Here is a 19,606-nt window from a genome sequence, read left to right on the forward strand (position 1 = left end):
TGCACTGGATGTGATAACTCTATCTGAAGCTTATCATATCCCTGGACGTTTATTCCATTAATAGAAGGCTTCCGGGATTAATTTCTGCAGTCTGACTAAAATTGCCGCTGCCTGCTCACGCACCAGAATCTGCTTAGGATCGAAACGGCTCCCGCTGCCGGTCATTACTTCATGTTCATTCACGGCCTGAATCGCCTGGCGGCTCGCCTCTGACAAACTGGAAGTATCGGCAAACTTCACACGGTCCGGGCTGCCGTACGTAGACAACCGGGCAGCTTTGGTTACCATATCCGCCGCTTCTTCCCGCGTAATACCGCGGTCCGGTTCGAACTTGCCGGCTGAAGAGCTGATAATGCCCAGCTCCTCAGCCTTGGCGATGGTACCGCTGTACCATTTGTCCGCCGGAACATCCTTAAAGCTAGAAGTGGCCTTGGCATCGGGGAACTCATGCAATAGCCGCAGCAGCAGGGTCAGAAATTCAGCCCGGGTCAGCTTCTGCTTAGGAGCCAGCACATTTCCGCTGGCACTCACGCCCTGAATATATCCGCTGCTGAGCGCTGTTGCGATATCCAAACGTGCCCAAGCTGCGACTTTATTGGCATCCGTAAAGCTGGCCAATTCCGGGGAAGAGACATGCAGCGCAAACGTCCGTTTGGAAAGTGCTGGAGCAGCATCTTTACGGTATTTGGTGACTTGCACAGGATAGACACCGGGCTTCATGCCGGCAAAAGACACCTTTCCCGTGCTGTCAGCCACTACGCTTTTTCCTTGAAGTGTCACAGTAGCGCCGAAAGCCGGAAGACCGCCCAGCTGACCGTTTGACTTGGTGATATGGAGGGAAAACGGCATATTGGCGCTTGCGTATCCACCCATTTCCTGGCCGTTTTTATCTTTCCATTTCACTTCCATCCGGTCAAGCAGTTCTGTATCATCCGCGTAGTAAACAAGCAGCTGATCCCCATTGCCTATTGTCAGTCTGTACGGGCTATTCTCAGGATACATCCATGCACTGCCCCCGCTGAATACAGCAATCTTCCATTCTCCGCGTCCATTGTATCGCCCGTTCTCAATCCCTTCTATAGCTGTGAAGGCTGGTTTAGCTGCATCCGCATTCAACTTATACGCTAAACCCTTTGCCTGTAAAAAGGCTGCCGCTGCCTTCACAGCATCTCCGCCAACAATATGCCCCCCGGCAAGGGTGCCACCGGGTCCTTCGACCTGAATCGTTGCCCGGTCAAGTCCAGCATGATGTAGTCCGCTATACAGCATGCCAGCCTGCTTGGACAGCAGCTTATAGGAAGTCAAGGCAAGGTAGGCTTGCACAGTAGCGGGACTATCGTTTCCTCCGCCTGCTGTCTGCGCAAAGCCGCCACCCGTAAGCTTCCGCGCCAGCAAATGGTCCAGCAACGAGGCTCCGCCTTCCTTGGTGAAATCTGCTGCATCAACTCCCTGCGAGGATAAAGCAACAATCACCTGCGCTGTCGTCGTAGTTTTACCATCGAATCCTCCGTCTAGCTGCTGCTTGCTCTTAAGCCACTGCAAAGCCTTCTCAATCGGCTGCGCAGTTTGTTCTGAACTCACTTCGGAAGCAAGTGCCGTCAGTACCCAGGCAGTAGCTACCAGATCTCCTTGCTTCTGCCCGGCCAGCGGCCAGCTGCCATCCGCTAGCTGCATATCAAGCAGCTGATAAAACAGCAAATCGGGGTAACGGTTTGTCCGCTCCAATGAATTTGAAATGGAGTTCTTCGAGGTAATATAGGCGGCTGCTACCGCTGCTGCCCCTTCCGAATCAATTCCGTCATGATTCATCAGGAATGGATAAAGATCAATACCCGCGATGTTGTTGATGTTGCCCCCCGCAGCACTGTAAGCCAGCGCTGTTCGAGTTAGCCCTGCCACCTTGGTGAACTTGCCCCGCTGTTCCAGAATCTTATCGGCAGTCTGCTCCAGATATCCCTTGGGCAGACTACGCCCATTCTTGAAGAAACCTACGGCTGCTTCGTCCGGGAATGGCTGTATCGTAAGCAGCACATTCTGCGCCCCTTCCAAGGTACTCTGCATCTCCGCTGTGAATACCGCGGTTGTCTTTTGTGCCGGAGACGGCTCCGCCATTACCCTGCCACTCAGCAATACAAGCAAAATACATAATGCGGTAAGTGTAACCTTCCTTATCGTCCTGTTTATGGGTGTTGCTCTCATATTCATTCTCCTCCAATGTAGTTTGCTAGAACTTTATAAGGTTAGACGCAGCGAAATGGGATTTTGTTCCTGACTATGTTTCAATATACATTTTTATCCAGATAAGAATAACAAAAGACCGCACAGCTACCCGCTTACACGGTAGCCGTACGATCTTTTCAAAACCTTTATTCAGCCTGGCCAAACCCCAGCTCACGGTATAATGTCTGCTCCAGATAATCGTGAAGATAGAACCGGGATTTCACAAAATGCTCCGCCATATCGGATGGCTGGTAACGCTCCAAAACCGCTTTCATGCGAGGCAAAACGTTCTCACGTCCACGGCGATTTCTCATGTAATTGTTCAGCAGCGAATGCCATTCCGCATCGTCTCCCGGATAGAGCTCCCAGCGGTAGACATATTTGTGGATCGCCCGCGAACGGTCCGTCGCCGCTTCAAAATCATGCATAATGGCAATCAGCTCTGCTTCATCCTTATGATCCTTCACCTTGTCCAGCAGCTTCCAGATAACATCATAATAATCTTCCAGCTGATAATTCCCGAGCTGAGCATGACCTGTTCTAGGATCAATGCCATGAAACCGCTCCATGAATCGATCGATAAATGTTGAGGCGTCCGCTTTGCGGTTCCAGGCCAAATCGGCGTGCAGCAGCATCGGATACCACGTCGTCTCGAAGATACCATAAGGAACGCCAAGGCTGAACGGCCCCGTCCAGTTCGTGGCGACGATGCAACCGAGGTCCAGCTTATCCGCTGTCTCCGCCCATTGGAGCAGATTATCCGTCCGGTTCAATAGTACCGGATAATTCTGATGTTCAGCCCAGTCAAAGCTGCGAACCGCCGGTGCTCCCATAACCTCGATACCTAGTGACCTGAATTTATCCGCAAGAGAGGAAACCTCAGCTTCGATATTACGTCCGTTGTATATCCAGATCATCGCCGCACTCCGCTTATCCAGCTTTGCCAGTTCTTCCGGCGGGCATTTGTCCAGCATGTCATGCCAGAAAATCGCTTTTTTACCACGGCTGGCTGTAAATTCAATCAAAGTGTTCAAAAAAGCGATAAATGCCCGCTCCCGTACCCCTCCGAACAACGTTTTACAGCGTTCGCATTCACATAAGCTGTACACCTCGTCGCAGCCGAGGTGAATATAACGGGAATCAGGATGGGTATCCATCATCCCCTGTAACAGATCGGTAATCAGCTCGAAGGATTCCGGATGCGACGGGCAGATCTCCCCGAGGGATAACTCCGTTTCGCGCAAGTGCCGCCAGGTGTCGTGGCGGAGCACATACTCCAGATGTCCAAAGCTCTGCTGCAGCGGAATGATCTCAATAAAATATTCATGGGCTGTGCGTTTCAGCTCCTCTAGCTGTGTGAGGCTTAATGAATGCTGTGGATGCACGAATTCCGGGTACTTCTGGAACGGGAATTTATCTTCGTATTCAATCAGAACCGCATTCGTTTTATACCGGGCAAAATCCGCCAAATACGATAGTAACAGCTCTGGCTTGGAAAATGTCTGGCGAAGATCAAAATTCATCGCCCGCAAAGTAGTGTCAGGCCAGTCCGTGATAGACACGGCAGGAACTTCCCCTGCTGACTTACGCAGCTGTAGTAACGTTTGCAGCCCGTAAAACAGCCCCGGCGCGTCCAGTGCTTGGATTACCATCCGGCACTCCGACACCTCCAGCCTGTACCCTTCCGCCCGACCGTTAAGCATTTCCAGATCCACTTCATCTGGCTGAGCTCCTTTCGTTTCTGGCAGCAAGGGACTCTGAAGAATAAGTGAATATCCTTTTCCCGAGATAACATGTGTACATTCCAGCTCCGGAAACGCCCGACGGCAATGAACCACCAGTCTCGGATCATGCTGCTCCATGTAGAGGCTCAGGCTTACATCCTCGCTGAACTGAAAAGCTTCTCCCTCTTTCACTTGGATCTGCTTCGGTTGCGGTATCAAGCTCTGCATCGTTCTCCTCCTAATCTTTGCTGTAATTCATTACTGCAAGCCCTGCTATGACCCTTTTTCCAGCATTCCAGCACGGTAAGTGTCCTGTCTTCATAGCAGAAGCTCACGAGATCGGCAGGCGCTCCAGCCCTAAGCCCTGCCGCCTGCTCCAGCCCCAGCAAAGTAGCCGGATGAACAGAAGCACAATCCCAGGCTTCATCCAGCCGGGCTAATCCAGCCTCCGCAAGATAGGCTACCTGATCTGGAAGCATCATGGCGGAGCCTGCCAGCAGCTGCGGATTACCGGCCAGATGCAGCCGTCCTTCTGCTGTTAATACAACCTCTCCACCGATGTGCAGGTGGTAAGTTCCCGGCAGCATTCCGCTCAGTGATACAGCATCGCTGACCAAGATGGTGCGGCTGCGCTTCATCCGCAGAATTACTTTCAACAGAGCAGGCGGCAAATGTTGGCCATCTGCAATCATACAGCCGTATAGTTCATCCGCCGCCAGCTGCTCCCACAAATAGTTGGGATGACGGGGCAGCGTCAGATGTGTGCCATTGCCGAGATGCGTAGACATCACCGCTCCTGCGGCAACCGCCTCCCTTATCTGTTCGGGAGAAGCTGCTGTATGCCCGATGGAAACAAGGATGCCTGATTCGCTGCACCGGGCGATAAATGCAGCGGCGTTTGGCCATTCCGGGGAGACGGTGAGGATACGGATAAGCCCTTCAGCCGCTTCCTGCCAGCGGCACAACATATCCCAATCCGGCGGGCCAATATGTTCCCTTGGATGGGCGCCGCGTGGACCCTCTTCTGCTGATAGAAAAGGACCTTCCAGATGAATTCCTACAATCCCCCCAGCATCTTCCGGATACAGCGAAGCGGCTTCCGCAATAGCGGAGACCGCTTGAGCCAGCGCTTCTTTGCCATTGGTAATCAGAGTTGGACAATAGCTGGTAACCCCGTTTCCTAGCAGAAGTCGGGACAGTTCCAATACCGTGGCAGGCTGCAAAGGCAGCGTGTTGAGATCCAGCCCCCAGCCCCCGTTCACTTGCAGATCCACCAACCCGGGTGCCAGCCAGGGCCAATCGGCCATGGCTGGACTCTCCGCAAGTTCGGTGACCGAAGTGATTCGCCCCTGCTCGACACTTATCTCAACCGGCAGCCCAGTCTTGTAGTGTTTTCCCTTAATTGACACGTTCATAGGCCGAAGGCAGCCCGATCCGTGAACATCGTGATCTCCGGATGGGTGCGCAGAATAGTAGCTGGACATGCCGTGCTGATCGAATCATGGAGCGCCGCCTGTAAAGCATTGCGTTTGGACACCCCAGGTACAATTCCGTACAGGTGACGGCCAGCCAGCAAGGCTGGTACCGTAAGCGTCAGCGCATGGGTTGGCACCTCGTCCAGCCCGGTAAAACAACCGTCATTCACCTGCTGGCGACGGCAGGCTTCCTCCAGTTCGACCGCTTTGACCAGCTGCGGGTCGGTAAAATTAGCAACTGGCGGATCATTAAACGCGATATGCCCGTTTTCCCCGATCCCGAGGCAAACGATATCAATAGGAGCCTCGCTCAACAGGGCCGAATATCTCTGGCATTCCTGCACCACATCAGCGAGACCATCCAGCAGTTCTACCCGGCCAGGGTTAACCCGACTATATAGCCGATCTGTCAAAAAACGGCCGAAACGCTGGGGAGCCGAAGCCGCAAGACCAATGTATTCATCCATATGAAAAGCATTGACCCGGGACCAATCAATCCCCTGCTCCCGCACCAGCCCCTCGTACAGTTCATTTTGCGAAGGTGCGGCTGCAAACACGATTCGGACCTGACGCGCGGAATCTTGAAGCAAAGCTCTAATTTTCTGCGCAACCTGCGATGCCGCCGCAGCGCCCATTAGGCTACGATCTTCATAAACCTGAACGGACATCTGCTCTACTCTGTGTGTCTCTAACGGTTTAATGATGTCATTCATCCCGTTCATCCTTTCCGGGCAACTATTGTCCTTGGCACCAGACAGATTAATTCCCGTTTAACTGAATGTTCTGAACACGCTCGTAAGCTTCCTTATAAGTGCTCAACAACTTATCCACGCCGAGATTGTTCATCTCCTCCACATATTTGTCCCAGTCGGCCAGCTTTCGGGAGCCGGTTACAAACTTGGCAAAGCTTTCATCGCGGTGTTTTTGGATCGCCTGGCCGGTAATCGCAATAATTTCATTCTCTTTCTCCGTAAATGCAGGCCGTGGCTGCATCATGGACGGATCATATTTCGTTGCTTCTTCAAAGGCATACTTCAAATTGTCTGAGAACAACGACAGATGTGAGCCAAAGTCGATCCATGTGTACGTTCCGCTAGTCTGAAGTCCTGTCTGCTTCCGCATTTCGATCACATCGTTGTACTCTGGTTTGAACTTAATCGTGTCGCCTTCCTTCACATACGTCTCGCCCTCCACGCCCCAGCTGCTGAGCGTACGTCCCTCTTCGGAATAGAAAAAGTCCATATAGCTCATCACATCATCGATGTTCTTTGAGGTTGATGCCACGGTTAGGCCACCTTCCATATAATGAAAATACGGGTTCAGTTGCTTGCCGCCGGCAATGCCCGCTGGAGGAGCCATGAACTGCATGTTGAACTCCGGATTTTCCTGCTGCATCGCATTGTTAAAAAAATCGATACGGCTGATGTAATCAATGGTCACAAACGATTTGCCCGTGGACACCATGTCCTGCCATTGCTTAGTTTGCAGAGATAGAAAGTCAGGCGGAATCAGCCCTTCGTCATAAAATATTTTCCACATGCCAACCATTTCCTTGTAACTATCTTCCGTAGGCCCAAAAAGCCACTCTTTTTTATCAAAATCATAATAAGCCCCTTCACCTGTCCCGTAATTCACAGTCATATTGGCATTCATTTCATCAGGAATTTGACCGTAACGGATCGAGAGCGGATAGCTGTCCGGATATTTCGCCTTCAAGGTTTTTAGAGCTGTATGCAGCTCCTCATATGTGGCTGGTGCCTGGATTCCTTCTTTGTCAAAAATGTCTTTACGGTATAACCAGATCATGCGATTCGTCTCGCCAAAGCCCTGATTCGGGAACATATACATTTTGCCATCAGCAGACAGTGCAGCCTTCGCTTCCTCTGGATACTGCTTTACCCAGGCGGTCAGATTCGGCATTTCGTCCATATACTCCATCAAATCCACCAACGCACCCTGTTGCCCGAATTTATTCGATTCTTTGCGGTTAGGCATATACATCAGATCCGGCATTGCCTTCGAGGCAATCGCCAGGTTCAAGCTCTCTTCAAGCTTTCCGGAAGGGGTCTGCACCTCGAGTGTGACACCGGTTTTCTCCTTCAGCCAGCTCCAAATGGGCCAGCTTTTCGAATAAGGGAACGTAGCATTGTTGTCTAAGAGCGCAGTGAAGGTTTTTTCCGTTTTGGACGAGTCAGTAGGTGAAGCGGTACTACTGCCCTGAGTATTACTCTGCGGCGAGGTGTCATTGCCCCCTCCGCTGCAGCCAGTTACTACGGTTGCTGCAATTACCAGTGGCAGCAGTACAGATTTCCATTTGTTCATTACGATCTCTCCCTTATTCTGAATTTGTGACGGTTCCACCCACCTCAGCCTTTAACCGCGCCAATCATGGCCCCCTTAACGAAATACTTCTGCACAAATGGATACACAATCAGAATCGGAAGCGTCGAGACCATAATCGTCGCGTACTTCAGCGATTCTTCTATCACCATGTTGTCACCTCCAATGCTAGTAACATCTCCCGAGCTAGCACTGCCAGCCAGCACCAAATTGCGCAGCAGCACTTGCAGCGGGAACAAATCCGGTGAGCGCAGGTAGAGCAGCGGGTAAATAAAGTTATTCCACATGCCAACCGCGTAAAAGAGTGCTATGGTGGCGAAGGAAGCCTTGGAAAGCGGAACAATAATACGGATAAATATGCCGATATCATTCAGTCCGTCGATGCGGCCTGACTCCTCCAGCTCTTTAGGAATGCCGGAGAAAAAGGTCCGCATCAGAATCAGATTCCAAGTGCTAACCGCCCCCGGCAGCACCATGCCCCATACGGTATCGACCAGATCCAGGGAGCGAACCACGAGGAACGTAGGAATCATCCCTCCGCTGAAAAACATCGTCACCACAATCAACAGGGTGAAGCTCTTGCGCAGCGCCATATCACTGCGTGAGAGTGCATAGGCACCCGTGGAGGTGACCACCAACGAGATAAAGGTGCCAAGCACGGTGTAAATGAGTGTATTTTTGTAAGCCACCCAGATTTGCGAATCTCCGAGTACAAGCTTATACATATTCAGGTTAAAACCCTTAGGCCAGAAAGAAACTGTATTCTTCATGACATGCACATCACTACTGAGAGAGACAGCGAGCATATGCAGGAACGGATAAAGCGTGACCACCACAACCACGAGAAGGATAAAAGTGCTCACGACATTAAACCAGGATAAACGGGGTGATCTCATCACCACACCTCTTTTCTACCATAAACTTGTCTCGCTTACACGACGGCTGATGTAATTTGCTGTATAGATGAAGATCAAGCTAATCACGCCCATGAAGAGATCAATAGAAGCGCCATAGCTGAAGTTCCCCTGCACCATACCCACCCTATAGACATAAGTACTGATAATATCCGCTGTGTCGTAGATCGCCGGGTTCTGCATCAGGAACACCTTCTCGAAGCCAATCTCGAGCACTTTACCGATATTAAGAATCAAGGTGATCACGATGGCGGGTGAAATGCCGGGCAAGGTGACATGCCATATTTTACGCATGCGGCTGGCTCCGTCCATATCAGCGGCTTCATACAGCTGCGGGTCGATAGCGGTCAACGCGGCCAAGTAGATAATAGTCTCCCAACCGATATGCTGCCAGATTTCCGACAGGACATAAATACCGCGGAACAATCCAGGTTCATTCATGAAATTGATCGGTCCAATCCCTATGGCACCAAGCAGATTATTAATCAGCCCTCCGGTTGGGGATAAAAACATAATCACCATACTGGCTACAATGACATTTGAGATAAAATGCGGAAGATAGCTGACGGTCTGCACAACACGTTTGAAAGCAGCCTTGCGCACCTCATTAAGCAAAATCGCCAGTAGAATTGGTGCCGGGAAGCCGAAAAACAGCTTATATAAACCAAGCAGAAAAGTATTTTTCATCAGCGGCCAAAAATCGGGATTCTCAATAAACATCCTGTAATATTTGAGTCCCACCCAATCGCTGGCCCAAATTCCTTTAAAAAGATTGTAATCCTTGAAAGTGACAACTAATCCAAACATCGGCGCATAGCGGAAGATCAAATAATACAACAGGCACGGCAGGAACAGCAGCCAGAGCGCCTTGTTTTTATTCCAAGTTCTAAGGATTCCCGTTTTGTGGCGTTGGGGTCGCCGGTGCACTTTCTTTCGCATTTTGTCCTGCACTACGCTAGCTTGAGCCATATGCATGTCTCCTCTTGTTAAAATGATCATAAATCATATAGATGTCAGATTACTTCCCCCTTTTTTCTGGGATTTGTCTCCGAATTATAGCTGCATTTCTTTGGAAAGCGCTATCTACATGTTATATAACATTTCGCCTTAACTGCGGATTTCCATAGAATAGCGTACAAATCAGCAAAATTGCATATTGTTGGTGTTAGCTTTTTGCCGCTATGATAGAATTAATCCAATTCATTTACGGGTGCATCCAAAGGGGGATACATATGAAGGGATCCGTTACAGGCAAATTTGCGCTGAATGCCCTGTTCGTTAAGCTGATGCTAAGCTTCCTCAGTGTCATCTTGATTTTGGCATCATTTAATCTGTTCTCCCATCTGTATTTAAGCGGCAAAATCTATAAGGAGATGATCCGTCAAAATGAGCTTGGACTCGCACAAACGGTCGAAGGCTACGAAAATCATTTCCGGTTGACCCAGAACATGATTCTTGCCCTCACCCAATCCGATTCATGGACTGCCAATCTGGGCATTTTAAGCCACCTCAAAGAGAACCGTCGATATGATATCCCGGCAGAAGTGACATCGGATCTCTCAACTTTGTATGCTAATCCTTTTCTGCATATCGAAAATTTCATTCTTTATTTTAAAAAGGAAGATTATGTACTGGAGAGGGAGGGCCTAAGCAGCGCCGCAGATATGTTCGGTAAATACTACTTCAGTGCAGAATATCCTCCGGAGTACTGGAGCCGGCAAACGATGGACAATCAATTTTTAAAAGTCATGCCCGCCGTAACCTTTACCGAGAAAACTATACATTCCACCCGTACGCTCGGAAGGTTAATGCCAGTGCTGGTCAAAGCGATTCCTTATGAGGAAGTGTATGGGATTGTCATGCTGAATCCGCAGCTGATGCAGGATACCTACGGTGATGCCGGCAATACCCCATTCTATATTCTGGATGCACAAGAAAATTTATTGTTCTCTACATCAGATGTTAATCTGCAAACAAGCCAGCTTCCGGAAAGTAGCAATGCCCATGAGCGGGTCGGAGATCAATATTACTTCTATGAAAAAGGTAAACAAACCGGATTCACCTATATCCGAGTGACCGAGGTGGCGGCTATTGCCGCGGAAATGCGTGGTATGCAGCTATTGCTGGCTGTGTTACTCTCTGCGGCAGTACTGATCAGTGTTCTCTCATCCCTGATCTTCAGCCATCGGCTTAACCAGCCGCTCCAGCGCCTGATTGGTGCCTTGGACCGTAAAGCGGGCAGCCGGCCAGAAAAATTGAGCAGTGTGAAGGAATTCGCCATTATCGGCGACCGCCTCAGCTCCATTTTGGAGAATAACCGATTCATCCAGACCGATCTTGATCATAAGAACTCACTGGTACGCCAATATGCCTACACTCATAAAGTGAAAAATATCCCGCTGAGTAAAAGTCTTGCGGAGCTTGAAGATGTCCGGCAATCCGAACTACCCTATGCCTCCATTCTGTTCAAGGTCAGCTTCAAAACCTTGCCGGACGAATTTGAGAAACACACACTGATGTTATGGAAACTAATCCAAACCTTGATCACCGGAGGTGAAAGCGACAGCGTCGCACTCCAGCCGGAGCAGGATCAGCTCTTGCTGCTCCTGTTCAACCCCGGACCGCAGAGCAGTTTTCTGCAGGCTCTTGATACACTGAAAGAACTGCTGGATTCGGAGACATCCTTATACCTGACTATTGCTGTAAGTCCGGTATATTCAGGCGAAACCTCATTTACCGATGCCTACAATAATCTATCGATGTTGTTAAATGAGCGTAGATTGAACGGGGAAACACAAATTATCGTAGAACCTAGAGCCTCGTCCGCCAAATCCTTTCATTTAAAGGTGACCCACGGAGAGGAGCTGCACAATCTGCTGCAGTCTGGCAATGAGGAGGCTGTATTCGCTTGGCTGGATCGTCAGCTGGAGCAGCTGCAGCACAAGGACGCGGCGGCGGCGGATTTTCGGGCATTTGCCTTGGGAGCAGCGGAACAGACGAGCAAAACGGTGACGAAGCTGAATCTGCCCCAAGCGGAAGCGGAGCGTCTCTTACCACCCCGACTAGAGCCATTTAACGCTTTCCACTCAATGGATCAATACAAGGAATGGCTGCGTGATCTGGTTCGTCCTGTGCTCGTGGTCATCAGTAACCGCTCGGAGTCGCGCGACCCTATTATCAGCTTTGTGCTGGATTACTTAGACAAACATTACGGCGAGGACATCAACCTCAACCTAGTAGCAGACAAGTTGAATTTAACTCCAGGTTACCTGTCCAGCATTTTTAAAGAGAAAACAAACATCAACTTCAGTGAATATCTGAACAATCTGCGAATTGAGCGGGCCAAAGAGCTGCTAATGAATCTGGAACTGCGGATTCAGGATATCGCGCTTCAGGTCGGTTATCAGAACGTAAATTCCTTCATCCGTATGTTCAAACGTTGTGCCGGAATAACTCCGGGGGAATACCGCAAGCGCTATTCCCGTGATGATTCACTCCCCTCCTCCGGCCTTGGCTTATAAAGGGGCTACATTGCAGAGGAGAGGACAAAAAAGGCCCCCATTGGCTGGGGGCCTTTTTGTTGTAAAGATTTGCAATCAGAATCCCGTTTTCGGAATCTCTATTGGCACAATATTATAGGGTGCTGTCCTCCCCGTCCGCACCTGATACATCTGGTCATGGGCCTTTTTCGCTGCTTGCACGAAAGGTTCATATGGACGGTTGCAGACATCCACTACGCCGATTTGATAGTTTTCTCCGTCATAACGTCCAAGCACAGGCTGATCATTCCATTGAAAATAATGAACTCCGATCAGCTGCGGGATGGCTGCCCCCTGCTCTACATAATAACGGTAAGCTTCACCGCGCTCCTTCTGAGTTGCCACCGCACGGATCCCATAAGCCAACATGCCGCCTTCAGCCGCACCAAAATGATATTCCCCAATCATGACTGGTTTGTTCAGTCGTCCGCTGATCTGGGCGATCTGTTCCTTGTCAGGACTGAACTGATAGCAGTTCATAGAGAATACATCAAACCATTCGCAGCCCTCCAGCACCTCATCACTGCCAACCCAGGCATAACGCATTCCCAAATTCAGATGATTCGGATCCGTCTGCTTGCAAAGACAGGCTGGCACTTCTACATACCGCCGGATCATGATCCGGTTGAACTGGTTATAATCCACTTCTCGGGCAGAAGTGAGATTATCCCCGGTTACATTCACATTCGATACATCGTATAAATCCTCGAATTCTTCAAAAACACTATCCCACGCCATGTTTAATTGCTCCACTGTTTTGTACTTTTCTGCAAGCCAGCGAATGAATTCCTTCTTGCTGGCATAACGGACCGGAGATTTCAGCATCTGCCCGGTCAAATTCAACCCATCCACGAATGCCCAATGCGGCTCATTACGCATGAAATAGCCAACCATTCTCTGATCTTCCCTTAATGGAAGAAGCTGCTCCGCAAAGCTCCCGGCATTCCGCTCATACTCCGGGCTAAACACATCCGGGAAATCCCGGAAAATAGATTGCTCCGTCATAGGAAAGTCCACTAGAGGATAAACATACGGAAGCTGAGATTCCTTAATAAAAAGATCATTGGACCAGTTACCGATGGTGTTGAATCCCCATTGTTGTAAGCGGAAATCCGTCATAGCCACCCAGTTAGAGCGCCACTCCGCCCCAAAAGCAGTGATCAGATTAGCAATCTCGAAGCTGAATTCCTCGCCATCCTGTGACCAAGCTTCTTGATAGATTCCTTCCCGCTCCGGCAACGAGGGTATCAAGTGCTCCATACCAGTTACATGCATAGAACAAGCCGGACCCACACAGTCCATCCCCGTACTGAACAGGGCATAACCCTCTGGATCAACGAACCACCAGCGGCTGCCGTCAAATTCCGTGCGGAAATATCCAGTTGGCGCGAATCTCAGCGCCTTCCAACCCCCGTACCTGCTGAGGTCACCTCCACTGTGATCAACTTGTGCCGCAAGTTGCCGCTCTTCGCGCAGCCGATCCGTCAACGCTTCTGCATCAACCGTTTTCCCTGGCCAACCCCTTCCCTTTAATTGGCCCAGATCATCTATATATGGTTGCTGTTCATACTCAAAGACGGGCTCAGTTAGACTTAGAGCCAAGCCACTAATTTGCACAGCTCTACTTGTTGTTGAAGGGAGAGTAGCGATAGAGAATCGGGTGATATGCTTGCGATCGATGCCTGCATCTCCCCTCAGTACTGTCTGCATCACACCCGGATAACGGGGAAGGAACAACTTCTCCCCATTTAAATGAATCAAGGGTAAACAAATTTTCGTGCGCACACCAGGTAAAATTCCTACATGATAAGTAATGACGCGATGATCCCGATCATAAAAACTGAATAACAGCACCAGAACGTCATGGCTTTCATGGTAAACCTCAGCATTAACGAAACCATAATCGCACCAAGCGGCGGATTCCAGCTGCCCTGGCTGAAGCTCAATTCCACCACCTTCTGGTGTAGTGATTAACTGAAAAGCCTCAGAGGAAGTCGCAGTAAGTTGTGTATGGGGGTCACTTTTAAACCATTCCATAGGGAAGGAGACAGATAAACTCATCGGTATACCTCTTTTCTCTAAACTGTTTACCTTACTGAAATCAGTTGAAAAAGCTGCGGGTCTGCAACTATACGGGGATCATGGCAGCGTTTGGATTCAAGAAACACACAACCCCAGCCCCCACGCTGTTCTCCTGCTACGGTAAGAACTCTTCCGTCATTGCTCCCAATAGTCAGTGAACCTGCTTCTGTCTCTGTAAGCAACCATATAAACTGATCTTCGTTGTCCCGAATAGGCTCCAGCAGCAAGGAATTCAACGAGCCAATAGATAAGACCTTTACATTGTTTCGAATTCTTGCCCTGCCCTTCTCCCCGTATTCAACCGTCCATCTCTGCTGCTGATCTTCATACGAAAGCGTACGGACTTCGACGTTCAGGGTCTCCTCATGTTCAATAGATTGATTTCCCGCCGCCAGATAAATCCCCATTCCTAAGCTTTTCAATCTGAACAGACCACTACCAGAGCCGCATTCCACAGCTACGATTCCCTTCCTAAGGTCAATCACGGTTCGCTCTGCCCAGTCAAGCTTCATTTCCCGGTCAGAAGGAAAGCTGAGCGGCAGAAATACATAGGAAGAGGCATAATAATCCGCAGGGTCCCAGCGATCCCCAACATACAGGTAAGAGCACTGGTCATTGTCTGTTCCTACAATAGGAACTATAAAAGCAGGCTGGCTGTCGTATGTAGTGATGTCGCCCAAAGGCAGCAAGGGTGACCAACGACCAAATAATTCCTCGGACCAGGCATAGGTTCCTTGGTTAGGCAACCAGCCCGTACAGGCGGACGAGATGAGGAAATATACACCCTGACGTTTCATTAATGCAGGTGCTTCACGCGCTTGTCCGGGCCACAAGGTCTTGACCTGTTCTTCTATGCTGAGGTAATCAGGTGACAGACGATACATAATAAGATCAGCATTTTCCCTTGCCGCGGAGATAAAATAAGCCGTCCCATCGTCATCCTGGAACAAGGTGCAGTCACGAGACATGTTACCTATCGGATTAAAGCTGCCCCGGTAAACATAATCCCCATCTACCGTCCCGCAATCAGCGATCGCGCAGCGCGCATCAGAGTAGTCGCGTCCATTTTCCCAATGCATCCACATAACAAATCTCCCTGTAGGTTCGTTGTAGAGTACTTTTGGGCGCTCAATTACCGCACCCGTTGGGCGCCCCTCCCTGTCCAAGGGTTCAAGCTCTAATGTGGTGCGGTGATAAATCGGCTGTACCGGTGAATCGAGTGTGAGCACATCATTGCGCCATTCCCAACTCACTAGATCCACGGATCGGTAGCAGCTCACTCTCCGCCGATCCATCCGCTTCTCACCAAACCAGTAATAATATCCATCCGTATAGAGCATATGTCCACCATGTGCATGTACAGGATTTCCGCTCATATCCAGAAGTGGAGCGCTATTTAGTAGGGTGACTGTATTCGCGTTTTCGTCCATGATTATCCTCCAGAGGATCAGATTTTTATACAAAAAAGCAGGTCCGGCCAAGGATGACCTTAACTGAACCTGCTGTTCTTGCGAACTTATTTCAATCCCATCTGAGACATCACATCCACCTTGCTAGCATTGTTATACCATTCGTTGATTTCTTCGGAAATTTTCGTACCGCCTTTGTCATGCCATTGCTTCACGAAGTCATCGTACGCAGTTAGCGGCTCTTTACTGTAAATAATTTTGGTGAAGGTTTCCTTTTCCATCGTATTCAGTTGTTCCCAGGTTGTCTGCATAGTCTTGGTAGGAGGACCGTTAAATGCATTTGGAAGCAGCGACTCTCTATTCTCATAGGAAATCACATATCCCTCTTTGGCTGTTTCATCATTTGATGCCGATCTGATCAAGACCCCATTCTCTGCTTTTGCACCTTTGGAAAGATCATAAAAAGATTTACCTGGGCCATCAACACTTGGTGTATTTTTGGTAAAAGCCATTTTGCCTACACCTTGAGCGGCATCCAAAGGAGTATTGAATTTTTTGGAATCGAATACCACTTCATCGCCAACAATGTCATAATCATATCCCTGAGCATAACCATATTTGAAATCTCCGGTACCAAATGCTGCATCGTAAAGCTTGTCATAATACAAGAAGAAAGCTTCCATATTGTTGAAGTCTTTATTAAACATAAAGACACCATCGTTCTGTTGACCGGATTGGTAGGTTCGATCCCCACTTACACCGTTGATTGTTGGGTAAGCTTTGATTTTAGCCCCTTTTACGTTAGTTTCCACATCTTTAACACTGCCGTACAGCCAAGGACGGCCAATAATAATCCCTGCTTTACCTTCAGTGAAATCCGCAAGTGCATCCCATGCACCCTGTGTAGCCAATTCCTTATTTAAATACCCTTTGGAGTACCAATCGCGAAGTTTAGCTAACGCATCTTTTGTCCCATCAGCGACAGAACCGTAAGTGAGTTTACCATTGTCGTTATACCATTGGCCGGGGAGACTCTTGCCTGTATAAGCACTAAAAATCATTACAGAGTCACTCACCCAGCCCGTGTTGTAAGAATCTTTTCCCGAGAAATCAAATCCATAAGTATCATTTTTTCCGTTACCGTCCGGATCATTATTCGTAAAGGCAGCGATAACCTGTTCAAATTCATCTATATTTGTTGGCGCTTTTAAATTTAATTTATCTAACCAATCTTGACGGATAAGCATGACTTCACCTTCAGTGAGATTGGGCGAGATCGCCATCCCATAAACCTTGCCGTCCTGGATAACCGGGTTGAACGTTGTTGGATATTGTTTATATATTTCTTTCAGACGCTCAGGCATATATTTGTTAATGTCTTCCGCAATATCTTTTACAAGTCCAGATTGAATCAGATCATTTTCTAAGGAGGTGTCATACACTGGCAAAACATCCGGAAGCTTCTCGGAACCAGTGAGCGCTAAACGAAGTTTCGTATTATATTGGGAGGCATCACCGCCCAAAAGAGTAGTTTGGATGTTAATCCCTAGATTCTCGACACCCCAGCGGGTCAACACATTATCATTTAAGCTCTCCCCGTTGATATATTTACCGGCATTCTCATCTTGTTGCTTGGCGATGTTGATAGTAATAGGAGGATCGTATTTGCCGTCTTTGAGAACCGCTTCTGCCGCATTAGATTCTTTACCGTTTGAGCCGCAGCCCGCTAGCAATCCTGCCATCAATACAGTAGTCGTTATTAAGGCCCCTGTTTTTTTCATCAATAAGCTCCTTTGAATTTAAGTTTTATATGTTGGTCACGTTATTCTTTTACAGCACCCAGAACGATGCCTTTGACAAAGTACTTCTGTAGAAATGGGTACACAAGGATAATGGGCAGTGTGCTAATAAAAATTTGCGCAGCTTTGATACTCTGTTCTGACAACGCGGCTGCTTCTGATTGACTAAGTGCCATACTCTGCGCTGAACCTTGTACAACTACAGTCTGTAAGAATGAAGCTAACGGATAGTCCGTTGTATTCGACATATACAAAATCCCATCAAACCATGCGTTCCAGCTCCCCACCATGATAAACAATCCGACGGTTGCCAGACCGGGAAGGGAAAGCGGAAGATAGATTTTCCGGAAAATGACGAAGAACGAAGCCCCATCGATAAATGCCGCCTCTTCAAGCGCCTTAGGGATTGTTTTAAAGAAATTCATAATCAGAATCAAATTGTAAGCTCCGAAGGCACCGGGAAGCACGAGCGACCAGATTGTATCCTTGAGCCCAAGTTTCGTAACCAATATATAAGAAGGAATCAATCCACCGGAAAACAACATCGTGAAAATAAAAATCCACATTAAAGCATTACGCCCCCGGAAATCTTTGGACAAGGCATACCCTGACGTTGTAATAATAAACATACTGATTAACGTCCCCAGCACCGTCCGGACCACTGAGATTCTCATGGAGCCTGTAAAATTCGTGTTTTTAAAAGTTTTCACATAGGCTTCGATATTAAAGTCCACCGGCCAAAAGGATACCAAATTCCCATTTACCGCTGTCTTACTGCTAAATGATTGTGCTAGCAAATGAAGCATAGGCAATAAACACGATAAGGCTACTAGAATCAGGAGGATATGATTGAAAATCGAAAATATCCTATATCCCTTGGATTTATAATACACTCCCATTCCTCCTAACTGTTTTGAAAGCTTAACAACTTCGACTTAAAATATTTTGTAGTTAGCTACCTTGTAAGCAATTCGATAGGAAATTACGATTAAAATGAAGCTGATGCCAGATTTAAACAACCCAACAGCGGTACCAAAACCGTATTGGCCATTCAATAAGGATGACCGGTAAACATAAGTATCGATGATATCTCCCGTACTATATACGAGTGGATTGTATAAGTTAAAGATTTGGTCAAATCCTGCATCCAAAATATTTCCAAGGCTTAACGTCGCAATTACGATGATCATCGGCATCATACTCGGTAAGGTAACATGGCGTATTTGTTGGCGGCGTGACGCGCCGTCGATCTCGGCGGCCTCATAATAAGAAGGGTCGATCCCTGTGATCACCGCTAAGTAAACAATCATGCCAAATCCGAAGTTTTTCCATAAATCACTGATGATGATCGTCGGTCTGAACAGCGTAGGATCACCCAAAAAGAAAATTGGTTTTAGTCCGAGGAAATTCGTAAGAAAATGATTTATGCCCCCGTCAAGACCCAGGATATCAATCATGATTCCGGCAACGGTTACCCAAGAGAGGAAATGCGGTAAATAGACCAAGGTTTGAATACTCTTTTTAATCCCCATGTTTCTAATCTCGCTTAGCAGAATCGCCATAAAGATAGGAACGATAATTCCGACTATAATTTTGATTACAGCAATAATGAGGGTGTTGATAATAGATTGTGTCGCCTCTTTATATTGAAAGATTCTTGCGAAGTTATCCCAACCAATCCAAGTTGAACCTGTAATTCCAAGCCAGGGCTTGTAATCCTGAAAGGCCATCACTAATCCGACCATAGGACCGTAGGCAAAAATTAGAACGAATACCAAAGCTGGGATACATAAAACATACAATGGCCAATTTTTTTTAATTTCCTTTTTCCAAGGATTTTTCCTGTTTTTTTTAACGTTGGCTTTCTCACTCCATTTGAGCTGGGTATTCATTATCTGTGCTATTGTGCTTACCCCCTTTTACATTCTTGGCTGCTAATTTCTTTCTGATTTAATGTTAACAAAAGCGCTTTCATTCGAAAATGTCTCAAATTAAATATCATAACCACTCGCTAAACATCTTTATAAACGCTTTCATTTTGCGAGAGCTCTTCCCTTTTTCTTTTGGAATATATGGCTTATGATGAATTCACACGAGTCCTAGC

The 19,606-nt window shown here is 48.2% G+C and carries 13 protein-coding genes; 1 reads left to right on the top strand and 12 read right to left on the bottom strand.

All coding sequences use genetic code 11. The annotated features are described in order from the left end of the window. Positions 1–57: 57 nt before the first annotated feature. From PODO_RS21805 to PODO_RS21835, 7 genes are all read right to left on the bottom strand, one after another. Positions 58–2,199, bottom strand: a complete 2,142-nt coding sequence (locus PODO_RS21805; RefSeq protein ID WP_038572669.1) for an S-layer homology domain-containing protein — start codon at positions 2,197–2,199, stop codon at positions 58–60. A gap of 167 nt (positions 2,200–2,366) precedes the next feature. Beyond that, a complete protein-coding gene (locus PODO_RS21810; RefSeq protein WP_038572671.1) occupies positions 2,367–4,172 on the bottom strand; it encodes a glycoside hydrolase family 20 zincin-like fold domain-containing protein in 1,806 nt (601 codons plus the stop codon). Beyond that, positions 4,160–5,359: an N-acetylglucosamine-6-phosphate deacetylase gene (locus PODO_RS21815; RefSeq protein ID WP_038572673.1), complete on the bottom strand. Its 1,200-nt coding sequence runs from the start codon at positions 5,357–5,359 to the stop codon at positions 4,160–4,162. Before PODO_RS21815 ends, PODO_RS21810 begins: the two co-directional genes overlap by 13 nt. Beyond that, complete coding sequence (locus PODO_RS21820) at positions 5,356–6,132, bottom strand: glucosamine-6-phosphate deaminase (protein WP_076272194.1); 777 nt, start codon at positions 6,130–6,132, stop codon at positions 5,356–5,358. Before PODO_RS21820 ends, PODO_RS21815 begins: the two co-directional genes overlap by 4 nt. 46 nt (positions 6,133–6,178) lie before the next feature. Further along, on the bottom strand, positions 6,179–7,741 hold the full coding sequence (locus PODO_RS21825) for an extracellular solute-binding protein (RefSeq protein WP_038572676.1): 1,563 nt from the start codon (positions 7,739–7,741) through the stop codon (positions 6,179–6,181). Positions 7,742–7,785: 44 nt separating this feature from the next. Next, positions 7,786–8,655, bottom strand: coding sequence for a carbohydrate ABC transporter permease (locus PODO_RS21830; protein WP_036683160.1), 870 nt, complete (start codon positions 8,653–8,655; stop codon positions 7,786–7,788). Between the two features lie 15 nt (positions 8,656–8,670). Further along, a complete protein-coding gene (locus tag PODO_RS21835) occupies positions 8,671–9,612 on the bottom strand; it encodes an ABC transporter permease (RefSeq protein ID WP_052097524.1) in 942 nt (313 codons plus the stop codon). Between the two features lie 293 nt (positions 9,613–9,905). Here PODO_RS21835 and PODO_RS21840 point away from each other — a divergent pair, with 293 nt between their 5' ends. Continuing rightward, positions 9,906–12,194 (top strand): helix-turn-helix domain-containing protein, encoded by a 2,289-nt coding sequence (locus PODO_RS21840; protein ID WP_038572678.1) that lies wholly within the window; start codon positions 9,906–9,908, stop codon positions 12,192–12,194. A gap of 75 nt (positions 12,195–12,269) precedes the next feature. Here PODO_RS21840 and PODO_RS21845 read toward each other — a convergent pair whose 3' ends face one another. From PODO_RS21845 to PODO_RS21865, 5 genes are all read right to left on the bottom strand, one after another. Beyond that, the gene (locus PODO_RS21845; protein WP_169744794.1) at positions 12,270–14,249 is read right to left on the bottom strand and encodes a beta-galactosidase; all 1,980 of its coding nucleotides are present in this window, start codon (positions 14,247–14,249) and stop codon (positions 12,270–12,272) included. Between the two features lie 50 nt (positions 14,250–14,299). Continuing rightward, positions 14,300–15,724 carry a family 43 glycosylhydrolase gene (locus tag PODO_RS21850; RefSeq protein ID WP_052097234.1) on the bottom strand — a complete coding sequence of 475 codons (1,425 nt, stop codon included), beginning with the start codon at positions 15,722–15,724 and terminating at the stop codon, positions 14,300–14,302. A gap of 86 nt (positions 15,725–15,810) precedes the next feature. Then, positions 15,811–17,484, bottom strand: coding sequence for a type 2 periplasmic-binding domain-containing protein (locus tag PODO_RS21855; RefSeq protein ID WP_038572681.1), 1,674 nt, complete (start codon positions 17,482–17,484; stop codon positions 15,811–15,813). Between the two features lie 41 nt (positions 17,485–17,525). Beyond that, entirely contained in the window at positions 17,526–18,395 is an 870-nt protein-coding gene (locus tag PODO_RS21860) for a carbohydrate ABC transporter permease (protein ID WP_080742561.1), read from the bottom strand. A gap of 42 nt (positions 18,396–18,437) precedes the next feature. Next, on the bottom strand, positions 18,438–19,394 hold the full coding sequence (locus PODO_RS21865) for an ABC transporter permease (protein ID WP_080742562.1): 957 nt from the start codon (positions 19,392–19,394) through the stop codon (positions 18,438–18,440). Between the last annotated feature and the right edge of the window lie 212 nt (positions 19,395–19,606).

Origin of the sequence: Paenibacillus odorifer (assembly GCF_000758725.1) — a bacterium.
GTDB classification, from domain to species: Bacteria; Bacillota; Bacilli; order Paenibacillales; family Paenibacillaceae; genus Paenibacillus_AQ; species Paenibacillus_AQ odorifer.